General features: G+C 46.9%; 7 protein-coding genes. All 7 read right to left on the bottom strand.

The features are described 5' to 3' along the window. Positions 1-18: 18 nt before the first annotated feature. Entirely contained in the window at positions 19-5,124 is a 5,106-nt protein-coding gene (locus H6F56_RS20880) for a DUF11 domain-containing protein (protein WP_190672123.1), read from the bottom strand. A gap of 464 nt (positions 5,125-5,588) precedes the next feature. Then, the gene (hppD, locus tag H6F56_RS20875) at positions 5,589-6,710 is read right to left on the bottom strand and encodes a 4-hydroxyphenylpyruvate dioxygenase (protein ID WP_190672121.1); all 1,122 of its coding nucleotides are present in this window, start codon (positions 6,708-6,710) and stop codon (positions 5,589-5,591) included. 819 nt (positions 6,711-7,529) lie between these two features. After that, positions 7,530-9,134 carry a DNA phosphorothioation-associated putative methyltransferase gene (locus tag H6F56_RS20870; protein ID WP_190672118.1) on the bottom strand — a complete coding sequence of 535 codons (1,605 nt, stop codon included), beginning with the start codon at positions 9,132-9,134 and terminating at the stop codon, positions 7,530-7,532. Between the two features lie 120 nt (positions 9,135-9,254). After that, positions 9,255-9,647 carry a DNA sulfur modification protein DndE gene (dndE, locus tag H6F56_RS20865; protein WP_190672115.1) on the bottom strand — a complete coding sequence of 131 codons (393 nt, stop codon included), beginning with the start codon at positions 9,645-9,647 and terminating at the stop codon, positions 9,255-9,257. Between the two features lie 83 nt (positions 9,648-9,730). Beyond that, the gene (gene dndD / locus H6F56_RS20860) at positions 9,731-11,725 is read right to left on the bottom strand and encodes a DNA sulfur modification protein DndD (protein ID WP_190672112.1); all 1,995 of its coding nucleotides are present in this window, start codon (positions 11,723-11,725) and stop codon (positions 9,731-9,733) included. Between the two features lie 36 nt (positions 11,726-11,761). Continuing rightward, positions 11,762-13,441 carry a DNA phosphorothioation system sulfurtransferase DndC gene (dndC, locus tag H6F56_RS20855; protein WP_190672108.1) on the bottom strand — a complete coding sequence of 560 codons (1,680 nt, stop codon included), beginning with the start codon at positions 13,439-13,441 and terminating at the stop codon, positions 11,762-11,764. Positions 13,442-13,649: 208 nt separating this feature from the next. Next, complete coding sequence (locus H6F56_RS20850) at positions 13,650-14,903, bottom strand: DNA sulfur modification protein DndB (protein WP_190672105.1); 1,254 nt, start codon at positions 14,901-14,903, stop codon at positions 13,650-13,652. Between the last annotated feature and the right edge of the window lie 74 nt (positions 14,904-14,977).

The following is a 14,977-nucleotide window of genomic DNA, read 5'->3' as shown; positions in this document are numbered from 1 at the left end:
TTTTAAGAGGCAATAATATCAATCAATAAATCGGGCACGGAAGCGGATAAATCCATAGGAATTCGCAGGATTTGAACCCGTTGCCGTAGGAATGTTGCCCAAATTTACAACCACAGCCCCATTTGTATTTGCATCCCCGCAGGGTTGGGGAGAGACACCGCCCGGAGGGGGAGGAATTAAGGTGCCGGCAGGATAAAATTGACCTCCATCCCCATCCGCACTATTGGTATAAGACTGCTGGTTACCATTGAGGAAAACAGAGATTCCTTGAACCGCACCAAAAGCATTGGAAATAAAGCCCAAGTTAGGGGGAACTAAGTCACACAAAACGACATTGCCGGCAGGTGCGGACCCATCCGAGAGAAAGTAAATTGTATATTCAATTTCATCACCCGGCTGAACCCTGCCGCCATCGGTTCTTCCTAGTAAATAATTGCTAGGCCAGTTGGCAGCATTGTCATTGACATCGGCTGGATCGTCTACTAAATCATTAAAGCTTGTCGAGTTAATTTGGGTCACTCTCTTCACCAGGCGCAGGTTTGGTTTTGCCGGCACACTCACGCTGGCTTGGTCATCTTCCCCTGGCGCGTTGTTCCCTGGGGTTGAGTCTGGATCACTTTGCTCAGCTGCAGTAATGGCAGCAGTGTTTGTCACCACCCCCACCGTATTCAGCGTCGCCTGAATAGTTAAGGTGACAGCGGCACCATTGGCAACATTGCCGACAGTCCAAAGGCCGGTTGTATTGTCGTAGGTTCCCTGACTCGGTGTTGCCGAGACAAACGTTAAGCCGGTTGGTATTCGGTCAGTGACTTGCACTCCCGTCGCATTGGCAGGGCCGGTGTTCCTAAGAGTCACGGTATAAGCAATTGTCTGACCGACCGATGGATTGGCATTATCCACCGTTTTAGCCAGCGACAGATCGGCCACGGGCTGCGATATACTCACGCTGGCTTGGTCATCTTCACTAGGATTGCTGTTGCCGGCAGTCGAGTCGGGATCTGGCTGATCTGAGGCGGTAACTTGGGCACTGTTGGTAATTGGATTGGTCGTATTGACGGTGGCAGTAATTCTGAGGGTGGCACCGGCACCATTAGCAAGATTTCCTACAGTCCAAAGGCCGGTTGTATTATTGTAGGTTCCCTGACTCGGTGTTGCCGACACAAACGTTAAGCCGGCTGGCAACTGGTCAGTAACTTGCACGCCCGTAGCCGCAGCAGGGCCGGTGTTGCTGAGAGTTACCGTGTAAGTCAAATTTCGCCCAACACTGGGGTTGGCGTTGTCTACAGTCTTGCCAAGAGATAAATCAGCCCCTTGCGTTGGTACTGTAACAGTGCCGGTGTTATCTGTCGGATCCGGATCTGTCTGATCTGAAGCACTCACTTGGGCAGTATTGGTGACGTTCGTTGTGTTGACTGTGGCAGTAATTCTGAGGGTAGCATCGGCACCATTAGCGACATTGCCCACATTCCAAAGGCCGGTTGTATTGTCATAAGTCCCCTGACTGGGTGTTACGGAGACAAATGTTAAGCCTGCTGGTATTTGGTCAGTGACTTGCACTCCTGTCGCATTGGCAGGGCCGGTGTTGATTAAGGTAACGGTGTAAGTGATATTCTGGCCTATTCCCGGATTAGGATTGTCTACCGTTTTAGCCACGGACAAATCAGCTTGCTGTTGCGGTACTGTCACCGTGCCGGTGTTATCTGTAGTATCTGGATCTGGCTGATCTGAAGCCGAAATGGTTGCGGTATTCGTAATGGGATTAGTGGTGTTAACAGTGGCGCTAATCGTTAAGGTGACAGAACTACCATTAGCAACAGTCCCTACAGTCCAAAGGCCGATTGTATTGTCGTAAGTGCCTTGACTGGGTGTTGCCGAGATAAAGGTTAAACCGGCAGGAATTTGGTCAGTAATCGCAACATTGGTGGCAGTTGAAGGGCCGGTGTTGGTTAAGGTGACGGTGTAATTAATCGTTTGTCCAACCGTGGGATTGGGAGTATCTACGGTTTTAGCTACGGCTAAATCAGCTTGCTGTTGCGGTACTGTCACCGTGCCGGTGTTATCTGTAGTATCTGGATCTGGCTGATCTGAAGCCGAAATGGTTGCGGTATTCGTAATGGGATTAGTGGTGTTAACAGTGGCGCTAATCGTTAAGGTGACAGAACTACCATTAGCAACAGTCCCTACAGTCCAAAGGCCGGTTGTATTGTCGTAAGTGCCTTGACTGGGTGTTGCCGAGATAAAGGTTAAACCGGCAGGAATTTGGTCAGTAATCGCAACATTGGTGGCAGTTGAAGGGCCGGTGTTGGTTAAGGTGACGGTGTAATTAATCGTTTGCCCAACCGTGGGATTGGGAGTATCTACGGTTTTAGCTACGGCTAAATCAGCTTGCTGTTGCGGTACTGTCACCGTGCCGGTGTTATCTGTAGTATCTGGATCTGGCTGATCTGAAGCCGAAATGGTTGCGGTATTTGTAATGGGATTCGTGGTGTTAACCGTGGCGCTAATCGTTAAGGTGACAGAGGCACCATTCGCCAGAGTCCCTACAGTCCAAAGGCCGGTTGTATTGTCGTAAGTGCCTTGACTGGGTGTTGCCGAGATAAAGGTTAAACCGGCAGGAATTTGGTCAGTAATCGCAACATTGGTGGCAGTTGAAGGGCCGGTGTTAGTTAAGGTGACGGTGTAATTAATATTTTGTCCAACCGTGGGATTGGGATTGTCTACGGTTTTGGTTACGGCGAGATCGGCGGGTGGAACGATCTCGGTTGTATCCTGGCTTTGGTTGTTCGTATTATTCGGATCGGTGACACCGCCAGGAGGTGCGACAGTCGCTGTATTGGTTAAAGTGCCGGTGGCATTTGCGGCTACAGTGGCGTTGATCGTGAGGGTAATGCTTTGTCCGGTTGCCAGAGTTAAGCCAGTCCAAGCGCCGTTTGCTGGGTCATAAGTGCCGGTGCTGGGGGTGTAGATGGGGTTAGTCAGACCGGCAGGAATTGTATCCGTAACGGTGACACTATTAACGGTGCTCGTGCCGTTGTTAGTGACGGTAATGGTATAAGCGATGGCGCTGCCGGCAGTCGTGCTGGTTTGATTCGCGGTTTTCGTAATTGCTAAATCAGCGGATGGAGGGCCGATGGTGGTGGTATCGGTGGCGCTTTCGCTGATGTTATTACTGCCACTACCGTCATTGTCTACCGGATCGGCAGTATCATTGGGCCGGCGCACGGTGGCAGTGTTGCTCAAGGTGCCGGTGGCGGTCGGAGAGACGGTTCCGGTTACTGTGTAGGTGGCGGTGGCTCCGCTATTAAGATTAACGGTGGTGTTGATGGCATTTCCTGTACCATTAGCCGTCCCACAAGCGCCGGTGCCGGCAGTAATCGCGCAGGTCCAGTTAACGCCGGTAATACTAGCTGGAATTGTGTCTGTCACCGTCGCGCCGGTGGCTGTACTGGGTCCATTATTGGTCACCGTAATGGTATATGTAATCGGGCTGCCTGCCGCTATGGTGGTGACATTATCGGTCTTGGCAATGACAAGGTCAGCTGCTGCGACTGTGATTCCTCCGACAAGAGCGACGGGTGCGGAGGGTAAATTTGTCCAAGTGTCAATCCCCCTGTTATTACCAAATTCTGTCTGAGAACCGCTAGCGTTCCCGTACCTGTGAGCACCAGTGCTGCTGGGAACCCCGGCTAAGGCACTGATCGGGTTGGGGGGTGTGCCGCCGGTTAAGCCAGTATCGTTGTAATACACGGTATCGGTGTTTCCCCCTCCTGGAATCTGCCGTTGGATAATCAAACCCCCTGGATTATTTTCTGCATCTAAAAAGGGAAAATGCACTTCACCTGCATTGAGCGTAATCGAGGCACCGTAGGGGGTGACACTGGCAGGGACGGGATTTCCAAAGCCATCCCTGCCATCCCAAGCAATTGTATTTGCCCCAATTGCGGCATTACCAGCCAGTATCCGATCAATTGGGTCGTTATAGTCCCCATCTTGGTTTACATCTATCTGAATGCTGTAAGTGCCCACAGAAGGCGCATTAAAGCTAAAGTTACCTCCCAAAGGAGTGGTGCCAGTTTGATTCGGTGTTCCTTCAATGCCGGTAAATGTGAATCCTGTTGGTGTGGGAGGAGGTGCCGGTGATGCGAGAAGCCATGTATTGCCGCTGGGAGAGCTGGCAGATCCGGGTAAGTCTGCAGCGGGTGGGTTTAAAAAAACCTTTTCTGTCGGAGTTAAGCCAACTCCACCGGGAAGTGCGCTCCCAGTGAGCAGCGAGATCGAGCGATAAAGTGGATTGCCGGCTGTGTCTGTAAAGCCTCGATTATTGGCAAAAAAGATGAATCCAAATGGTTGCAAACCATTAAGGTCTACCAGGTAGCGATAACCATCCTGTGTTTGAATGTAGGTTCGGGAACTGATGGGACTGATGTTGGTTTCTGTCCCGCCGGTACCTCCCATCATTAGCGACAGGTAATCTGCATAAACTCGCCCCCCTCCTGGAATAGGTATCCCTCCATTAGTGACTGTGATATCCCAAGCGGCGACTGTTTGAAGTTGTGAGCCATCTGTTGGGAAGGGGACATTTGCACCAATTGCGGTTGGGTTGCCAATGGGTGTTGCGCTAAAAAAGGGCGCGTGAAAGTCTACTTCATAAATTCCACTTTCAGTGGCTACGACAGTGCAGGGAGTGTAACCACCGGCTGCCGGAAGTGGGCCAGCTGCTTCTTTCGCAAGGGTATCAATCAACCCGAAGCCAGTCGCTTGAACGTCGCATGAGCCAACTACGCCCAACGGACTGCGGTAGACAATATCTGTGATGCCGCCACCAAAGCTATTGGGAACGCTGGAACCGAGGTTAATTGTTTCGCCGGCATTGACGTAAACTTTTAAGGTTGTCCGTCGGTTGATGCCGGCGGTGGCAGGAAGATTTGTCCACTCTAGAAAGGGTCTGTTTCCCCCACTTGAGACTAACTCTCGGCTGCCTTCTGCATGAGCCGGCGCTGTGCAGTAGCCGGCGACACAGGCAGCCAAAATTAAGGAAATAGGAAAAGTGGAAAAATTAGCAGGTTTTTTACTTTCAAGTTGATGACTTGTTTTCTTAGATGAATTAATACTTTTTGAACCCATTATTTTCTCCTGCCCCCTGTTGGCTTTTTCCGCCTGTTTATAGCGGGTTCTGCACCGGCTTTTGAACCCAAAGCTGCTAAACAATTTGTTCAGCTTCACGGTTAAATGTCAATAAAGCCACAAGATGTCCAAATTCGGGATCAGTCAATTCATGGCATATTTATGAAGACAAAGTCGGTGTTGCTGTAACGATTTTTAGTAGCGCTTGTCGCTCTCTGAGAGTAGTTTAAACTCCTACTCGTACTTTTGCGCGATGGGTTAGTGCCGCCGATTGAAAATTTTTATGAGGATATAATTTTAAGAATTGTAAATAGTAATCAATAATTCTGGTGTGCCGGCACGCCGGCTGTACTTTTAGCCACTAGAAACGAAAAATAGGGGCGTTGGCTACGCCGACGCTCTTAACGCCTACAGCCAGTCGCCCCTACAGATGTCAGTCGGATATCAGCCTGAATGCGAAGGGTTTATAAATTCCCGCGCAGGGCTTGTTCGCGTTCGACGGCTTTAAATAATGCCTCAATGTTGCCGTGTCCGAATAGGCGAGTGCCGTGGCGCTGAATGATTTCTAAAAAGAGGGTGGGCCGGCCTTGAATTGGTTTGGTAAAGACTTGCATCAAGTAGCCTTCTTCGTCGCGATCAGCTAAGACGCCCAGTTCGCGCAATACTGAGATATCTTCGTCTATTTCGCCAATGCGTTCTTCGAGCATATCGTAGTAGGTATCGGGCGTGCGTAAAAATTCCATGCCGTTTCCGCGCAGGGATTGCACTGTTTGCACGATGTCATTCGATAGCATGGCGATGTGCTGGATTCCTGGGCCGTTATTGAACATCAGGAATTCTTGAATTTGCGATTTTTGTGTTCCTGAAACCGGCTCAACAATTGACATTTTGATCGAGCCAATCCGGTTTTGAACGACTGCGTAATGCATTCCGCTCACAGAACTCGCAACATCAAGATTGTATGAATTTTGAAAACCGAGGGATTGGCAATAGTAATCAACCCATTTTTGGAGTTCACCTTCTGGAACACACAAAACCATGTGGTCAACTGAGGAGAGTCCTGTAGATAAGGTGATGGGCGGATTTTTAATGGTTTCAAAGTTGGGTAAAAATGCGCCTTCGTAATTATCTCGCTGGATAAAGGAGTGCACAAAGTCGCCACAAACTCCGATGGTTGCTTTAATGGCTTGTCCGTTTTCGTCTTCACAAACGGTTGGTTCCAGGATGGGTTTGGCACCCCGTTTTACGGATTCTTCAAAGGCGTAAACGGCATCTTCGACTTTGAAGGCAATATCTTTGACGCCATCACCATGTTTTGCGACGTGTTTACTAACTTGGCTCTCTTGCTCGAATGAGGAGGTGAAGACAAACCGAATGTTGCGCTGTCTGGACACATAGGAGACGTGATCACGCACGCCGGTTTCAAAGCCGGCATAAGCAATCGGTTTAAAACCAAATGCCGTGCGGAAAAAGTGCATTGTTTGAAATGCATTACTAACGTAATACTCTACATAGTCGATGCCCTTGATTCGTAAAAAATCGGCTTCTTGTGCCGGCGCGACTTCGTTTTTAATTCCGACTACCATAATGACAGCTCCTAATCCGGTGGATTGCCCTCATTGACTTTTACAAGTCGTTGTTTTCTTTTTTAAACAACATTCTAGACTTTGTCAATGATTCAAAATGAAACGGTTAACTGGACAGAATTTAACAGTTTTTCTCAATTTAGATATTTCAAGATTTATCAGTCAAGCTAGCGGTTTGCCGCCCAGAGAAAGGACATTACTCAACTTAATCACTAATCTAGTCAGGTTACCTGGATGTGTTGCCTTGGTGTCTAGAAAGGTTGCTCTGTTAATTTTATGGCATCACAGGATTTTTACTTCAAATCAGATTGAGTGAGGGCCTATGCTTTTTTACTAGCTTCAACTGAAAATCTTCTTTATTTTACACATGAATTTGTATTAATGTCTACAGAAATTTGTAAACTTATTTCTCAGCTAATTTTACACTAAACTGTTCATGTTTTATCAAGCAAAAAGGTAACTTTTCAATCGCCTCTAATATTTTCAATGCAAAGTAAGCGAGAATTTATAAAAACTTTAAATTGCATATTTTAGCTTTAGGCCGGCTTTAAAATTTGCCGAGGTGTCTCTCTAAAATAAGTGCATGGAATTGAACAGACTGTTTGAGCGAAAAGGAATTTGCCGGCGAATGGGGGAGATTCGATTCTTATTCTGGCTCAACAGCCGGTGAGTGTGTGGCCAGTTTGGCAGAAAAATTTGCAGGTTAAGCCTAAATTAAAATTGCTCTGACGGATGTGAAGCGAATGAGCATCTAAATTTCCGATCTAGCCGCCAAAAAAGCTGTCTTGAGTTCGCGGCTTCTTGCTCTCCCCGCTTGAGCTAGGGCAAATTTAATGTGGATTCGTGGATTGTTTGGCTGCACTCACCCACTTCATCTATCTCTTTCATAAACAGCAGGCAGTTGCCGGCTTGCAGTGTGGGGCGAGCAGTCAGTAAAGCGTTTACTTGAGAAGGCTGGGCATCTTCGCGCCAGTAAACGCAGTGTCCCCGGATGTCGGCGTAGTTTTCGGCAAGGCATTCTTGCCAGCCTTTGTGCCTGCCTATGGTTGAGGTATTTTCGAGTAAGCCCCAATTTTCTTCTTGGTGGGTGAGTTGGGCAAATTCTTCGTATCTAGGATAGTTGGCAGTGACGAAGGTTTCTTTGCGGTGCAGGATTGGGGGGTTGTCGGAGGTGTCGTAGTCGCTGTACTTAACTTCAAGATCCCGCAGATCGATTTGCATACTGGTGTGCAAGGCGGGATGGGGTTCGCTGTCAAAATCTGGGTAGAAGAGATAGGAAATTTTGGGCTTATCGGTGTGAAATTTAATTAAGGTTGCCCCTTCCAAACATCCGATGGTACGGCTGGCGCAGCCTTCGTAAATTCTGAGGAGGGGATCGAGCTGTTCAAGGGCGCTAACGTGGACGTAGAGGGCGTTCCGAAGTTTTTTGCCGATTTGGCTGCGCTGGCAGCAGCCGGCAACGACGCCGGGATTCCCGAGGCTAAAGAGCATTCTGTCAGCGGTTTCGCAGGCTTCGTCATAAGTGCCAAAGAAGGCTTTGATGTCATGCTTGATTTCTGGGGCAAGTTTTCTGGCGCTAGGTCGATGGCCAAAATGGGTAAGTGCAAGATAAACTAAGAGGTCGAGACTGCGCCGGTAGGCGATCGTATCCCAATCTTCTTCGTCGGTGGCGAGGAGAATGACTTGGAAGGCGCGGCGGATACTGCCAAATTCTTTATTGAGTTCGGTTTCTTCGGGTAATTCTCCCTTCACCGGCAGCCTGCCGCGATGGGTGACAAATGCCATCAGAGGTGCAAGTTGTTCTTGATAATCCTCAAAGCGTTTGCTGGGGATGCGAATTCTGGGCGTTGTGGCGAAAGATCGGAAGCAGGAAACCCGGAAACTTTGAGCTTGTGCGGCATCGCGGAAAACGAAATAGATGCCTAAATCCACCGGCACCGCATCAACATTGAGCACTGTGTCGATGTAGGTTTTGAGTTCTGCTTGTTCGTAATATTTTTGGAAAGTGTTGCGGCGGGTGACAATGCCATCTCCATAGGCGATTTGATCGCTGCTACGGTTACTGATTAAAACTTGGGCGGCTACAATCAAAACTTGGCCGGTAAGTTCCCAGGCTTGTTGCAAAGCGCGCCGGCGTTCTTCGGGATCTTCGATGACGTTGATCACGTAGCCAATATTAACAATGTCTGCGGGAATTATGGGGGCGTCTGGGCAGTAGTAGGGGTCCCAGCCGGTGCTGTTGCAGCCTAGGTTTGCCAGTCGAGTAACGTCGCCGCCGTGTCCGCAGCCATAGTCAAAAAAGCTGGTATTTTCTGTAAAGATTGCCGATTCGATTGCCAATCGCACGGGTTTAGAGAGGTCTGTGCGAACCATTGCGGCTCTGTGACGCTCAATTTCTAAAGCTTCCGGGACTAAAGCGACCATAACTCTCAATCGGGAGCGTTTTGGTTAATATAGCGGGCGATGGTTAGTTTGGCTACGGGACTCATTAAAAGTTAACAATGAGGGGATTGGGAATGGGGCATAGGGCATTGGGAATTGCAGTTAGGGTTGGGATTTTAGGGGGATTGCGATTAAGTCTTCGATTTTTTTGATGTTTGGATCGCCGGCTAAGTAACCGATGCCGCGATGGAGGTGGAGGCGAAATTGGTTGGCGAGGGTTTCTTTTTCGGTGCCTAATCCGTCGTTGTGGCAGCGTTGTTTGAGGGCAATTAAGAGGATATCAGAGATTTCTCCACCGAAGACGCGCCAGGTGAGTTCGACGTTGCTATCGGCGGGGATGGGAACGGGTGAGGGGATGCTGGGTTCGGCAAGGGAACGGCAAAATGCCCACCGGCAGAGGATATTCCACTGATCGACTTTGGTGAGGCGTTTGAGCTTCGTGAGTTGATCTTTGCCGGTTTGGGAGAGTTTAATTCGGTCGATTGGTGATTCCATGATTTAGGCTTAAGGTTGGGGGTTTGGGGTAACTTTATTTAACTATGGATAATTTATCTGTGTCCATCTGCAGCTAAAGTCTCTTACCAAAAATACCCACTTTCCACCCTCGTCTGACGCTCATTTCCATCATATTTCAACAGATATTCACGAGCAACTGCATCCAATTCTCTCAGTTTTTCTACTTCTACTTTTCTCACTTCAGTATCCGTAGAGAGCAGAATAACTTGATGACTGGCAGAGGGAAAATAACGCTCAACTAAATTCTGCCGGTGGGATGAATCTAAACGTCCTAAAGGAGTGTCAATGGCAACCGGCAAGTGACGCCCGGAAACGCGGGCTAATCCCCATAACAGTGCAATGGCAAGCAGTTGTTTTTCGCCGGCAGATAAACGGTGTTTGGGCACCGGCTGTCCTTGCGGATCAAAGAGGGAAAGGCTGAAAGTGTTGGTGTCTATGGCAACGCGATGCACTAAGTCTGATTTGTGCAGGAGATAGCGGAAGCAGTCGGTGACGGCGTTTTCTAATTTGGTGAGTTTTTGAATCGTTAATTTTTCCCGAAACTGTTTCAGAGTGTTTTGGGCTTTAGTAATTGAGGTGATGATGTGCTGGCTATTTTTTTGCTGGATATATTCATCGCTGTATTTTTCTAATTCTTTTTGAGTTTTAGCGAGTTCTCGGTTTAATTCTTCGATGCGCCGGCTGGCTATTTCGCTGCCGGCTTTGGCGTATGCGACTTCTTTGTGGGCTTCTCTCACCGCAGTTTCTAATTTTTCATAGGCTTCCGGCGAGGCGGCGGCGGCGAGTTCTCTGTCTTTAAAATCAATATCGGTTTCAATGCGTTTAAGATACTGTAATTGTTTGCCAACATTGCTTGAGAATGCCGGCAGTTCGTATCGCAGTAAGGTTTCCAGTTGGCTGAGGCTTTCGGCATCGGCATCTAGCCAGGGTTCTGCAAGGGCTTGGACTTCTAATTCTTGATTTTCTTTGTCTATAAAGGTTTTAATTTTCTCAAATAAATCAGGTTTTATTGACAGTTCATTGATATAAGTAAGCAGACGATTACTTCGCTGTTGGATAGCATCTGCTGCAATTTTTGCTTGCTGTTGACCGGCTTCTGTTTCCGCTTGGGTTTTTGCTTGTTCTAATAGGGGAGTAATCAGTGTTAGGGGTAAAGCACCTGCAGCGAGGTCAATCATAGACTCGCGGGTTGTTTCTGCCTGTTTTTTTAAGTCGTCTTTTTCGGCATCCAGCCGGCTGCGATCACCGGCAATTTTTCCGCCTTCTAAAATAAATTTATCGGTGGCTTTTTTCAGGTTTTCTTCAGTCCGTTTTAACTTGTCCCCGTAGCTGCCTTGCTGTTCTGCGGCAATTTCTTTTTCTGCGGCAATTTGCTGAAATTTTTGTTCGATTTTATCCAGCGTTGTGATATCTTTTGCCCCAGCCGCTTCTTTGCGCTTGCGGGTGAGTAAAATATCTAAGTCAACAGATAAGCGTTCCGCAAGTTCTAATCCTAAAAGAGATTTAATTGCACCGACAACAAAATCTGGGGGAGTTTCGACTTCTGCCAGTTCTTTTACCTGTTCCCCGTCAAAGAGAAACAGGTTAGAAATGCCAAGCGGTAGCAGAGTTTCGATATACTCATCCCAGGTATTTGTTAGGGCGTCATCTTTCCACCATTCTTTCTGAAATTCGCTTTTGGTGAGAATGCCTAATGTATCTTTTCCCTCTTTGGGTTCTTTTTCCCAATAGCGGACAATTTTGTATTGAGCTAACCCGTCTTCTTGAACTTGTTCAAAAGTTAATTCAATGCGGGCTTTTTCTGTCGGTGGAGTGTTGCGATTAACGCATTGGGAGAGAAAGTCAGCGTAGCTCAAATTGCTTCTGGTGGAACACTGGGCGCGAATGCCATAGAGGGAGAGACGAAGGGCATCCATGAGGGTTGTTTTGCCACCCCCATTCATGCCGCCAAATAGGATAATTGGGCGGGTTGTGCTGCCGGTTTCGGGGGTGAGATTGATAACTTGTTTGCCCTGATAGGGGCCAAAATTTTCTAGGATGAGTTCGCGAAAGATCATTGGGTGAAGATTGCAGGATTTTCTGTTAAGAATGGGCTAGTCTTGAGTGTCTTGATCACCGGCATTTGTCGGTGCGAATTTTACATCTGCCCAAGATAGCTGTTTCGGTTGGTTACTGTCGCTTTCAACGGTGTTTTTTGCTTTGCCGGCATTTCCAGGCTGGTCTTTTTGGGGGCTGCCGGTTTGTTCGAGGGCTTGCCTGACTTGCTGGAGGCTTTCAGGGTCACTTTCTCTAACAGCTTGAACCGCAGTTTTAATGTTGCGCTGGTAGTGGGCATTGTCGATGGCTTTTTCTTTGTCACGAGAACTACTGTCGAAGCATTTTTCTAAATCCCCATAGATGCCGGTGCGACGTGGTTTTGTGAAATGCTGGCGTTCGGTATCAAGTAATCTTGCCATTAATTCCAGGTGCATTTCGTCTTCTTCACAGACTTCGGTAAGGACAGTCCATTCATCGCTGCCTAGGAGTTTTTTATCGACACCTTGGCGCGTGTCTTCAAAGGGTGTGCCGGTGACTTCTTGATAAATCCTAGGCAAGCTATCATCAAATTCGTGTTTTTCTTCCAGCCAAATGCGGCGAATCTCAATTAATTCTTCTTGGGTAATTAAGGCAATATCACGCATTTCTTCAGGGCCGGTTTTTTGAATTTGTGTTTGCGCTTCTAAGACTCGCCGCAGCCAATGCTCACGCCATTTTTTAGTATAAGGCCCAGGAATTGGCTCAATTGAGGTTTCACCCTCGACATTGCGTTCAAAAAGTTCGACTCTACCATAGATGCGGCGAAAATCTCTCTTGTGCCGATCATCCTCCATATCCAATTCATTACGGATATCAAGTAGAGGCTGCATCCATTCTTTTTCCTCATCATTCAGGATCATCGCCTCCATTGATTTATCCTGGTTTACCATTGTGCAAACCCAGCAACCAAAGCGAGAATCGCCACAGCTAGGAGTAGTGGTATCAACAACTAAAGGACATTCATTATCTGTTGTTGCACCTCGATACATTGTGAATAAGTCTTTGTTGCTGTGTCCCCAAGGATTTTGCCACTGATTTAAATAAATCCAAACTTCATCGTTTCGCCAGTCTTCAATAGGGCTATAAATTAGCGAGTTAGGTAGACGGCCATTAGGGCTGAGACGATCACGCACCCTACCAGCTTCATGCTTAAGCATTGTCGCTGCACGTTTGGTACTTTCAGCCTTGCGAGTACCCAAGACAACGATTGTTTCACCACTGACTCGAACCATGTCGCGGATAAATTGATTAACAGGCTGAATTTTTAGCCGATCAGTACACCAACGAAATCCATGACGAGGTGCTGGGTAGCCTTTGCCCATTAAGTTCACCCAAAATGTGTCTTTAACTGCGGGATGAAGCAGATGAGGTTCAATAGGCATTCTTTGTTCTTGAGCAACCGTCTTCATCCGTTCTATGGATTTGCGAACCCAAGCAGAAACAATAGGATTTTCTACTAAGGTATCTGTTGTAATTACATGGATAGTTTTAGTTTGTTTTTCTGAAGGAAGAGCCGCGATTGCATTCCAGATAAGTTGCAATACTGCGGTTGAATCTTTCCCCCCACTGTATCCGATCACCCAGGGTATTTCATCCAGACAATATAACTCTTGAATTTCTTTACTTAGCTTTTCTATATCTTCCACTAATTCGGTAACAGTCCGCTGTGGCAATAATAAGCTTTGAATTCCTTCCATAGTTCGCCTCTGCTGATAGCCATTAAGTTATTATATACTTATAAGCCATTCCCGAAATAGTGAAAGAGGCGACTATTTCTTTGATTTTGTGGCTCGCACCCGCCCGAAAGCGGATAAATTTTTGCTGCTGTTTGTTTGTCAGAATATTGTGTAAAAGAAGGGATGAGGAACAATGCTCACCCCACAAATCACACATCATTGATTCATCTTATTTGAGTATTATTCCTGTCCTTGCCTCAACTTGGTTGACCGCAATTTTAAAAGCCTTATCGACTGCTGCAGCCTGAGAAATTATCTTCTTGATGCCATTTCCATCATCAATCACTACACTATTTTTCCACAGTTCTGAGTTGCGTCGGTAATCAAGACTGGCTAGTGCATGAATCAATTCCTTTCGCTGCTCATTGCTAAAAGTTTTACCAAAAAAGATGAGATATCCAACCCGACTAATGATTTGAAGACCAATCGTATTGAAATCAATTCTTTCTTGACGCATGCTGTACAAATCGAGATTTACGGTTTGTGCTGCGGGTTTGAGAAGTAGTTTCCATGCATCATTTATTTCGGCGAATTGCAAATAAAAATCCTTGGCTTTTTCTAGAAGTGTCCTTGATTCATCTTTTTGCTGGTTAGAGCGAGATTCAATTACCTGTTTTCTTGATGAACCATATAAAAACTCTGCCATACCAACGCGAAGCTGGTTCATCGTAAACATATAATTTGGATCTTTTCCCAGGGTTTTGGATATTTTATCAATACGCCCATCAAATATTATTAACTCTTTTGTAAGTTGCCGAGTTAACTTTGACAGCACATTACTTACATCAAAAGCTGCCAATAACGCTGGGGGAATCGGTTTATTTTTGGCGCAGTCAGCAAAATCTTGGTGAATTTGATCAATATCGTCTTCTTGTACAACTAAAACAGTTACGCTGTCATTGAGTAAATCAGGTCTCTCTTTAACAGCTTTCTCAATCGCTTTAAGTCGATGTTGCCCATCAGTTACATAAAGTTCAACACTTGCTGGGAGTACAGCATATCCGAGTTTCACTGATCCTTGCCCAAAAGCAAACACTTTAATAGGTGTTTTTGAATTGAAAATAAACGGCGGAAGAATATAATTATCTGTCTCCAGCAGATATTTAGCAATTTCATCAACGTGCGGCGACATAAGAGGACGGTTGATGAGTTCCTCGGCATTAGACTTGTGTTTTTTGGTATCGGCAGTCTGTAATTTTGCCATTTCGAGGAGAAGGTTGAAGGGTAAGGAAAATACGAGATGGTTTCTTTTGCCCTGCTCATATATGTGACATACAAAGACTCTTGCCCCGGAAGTGGATGCGTCTGCCCACGCCTGACTTTGAGCATCCTGCTGCGTTGGTAGGGCAATCAGGTTAGTGCTAGAACGCTTACCGTTGCTAGCTTCTGTATTATTTAACGTTTGAAAAGAACTGTTAACCATGATGGTAGCCTCTTATGTTATCCATATCCCCACGATAAGCTTAGAAATTCTATACGTCAAGCAATGCAGCTCTA

Source organism: Microcoleus sp. FACHB-672 (genome assembly GCF_014695725.1).
Lineage (GTDB): Bacteria > Cyanobacteriota > Cyanobacteriia > Cyanobacteriales > Oscillatoriaceae > FACHB-68.
This window is presented reverse-complemented; position numbering and strand designations above follow the sequence as displayed.

Coding starts and splice junctions, on each gene's coding strand:
- H6F56_RS20850 (WP_190672105.1), bottom strand. CDS start 14,903: ATGGTTAACAGTTCTTTTCAAACGTTAAATAATACAGAAGCTAGCAAC.
- H6F56_RS20870 (WP_190672118.1), bottom strand. CDS start 9,134: ATGGTCGCTTTAGTCCCGGAAGCTTTAGAAATTGAGCGTCACAGAGCC.
- hppD (WP_190672121.1), bottom strand. CDS start 6,710: ATGGTAGTCGGAATTAAAAACGAAGTCGCGCCGGCACAAGAAGCCGAT.
- H6F56_RS20880 (WP_190672123.1), bottom strand. CDS start 5,124: ATGGGTTCAAAAAGTATTAATTCATCTAAGAAAACAAGTCATCAACTT.
- dndE (WP_190672115.1), bottom strand. CDS start 9,647: ATGGAATCACCAATCGACCGAATTAAACTCTCCCAAACCGGCAAAGAT.
- dndD (WP_190672112.1), bottom strand. CDS start 11,725: ATGATCTTTCGCGAACTCATCCTAGAAAATTTTGGCCCCTATCAGGGC.
- dndC (WP_190672108.1), bottom strand. CDS start 13,441: ATGGAAGGAATTCAAAGCTTATTATTGCCACAGCGGACTGTTACCGAA.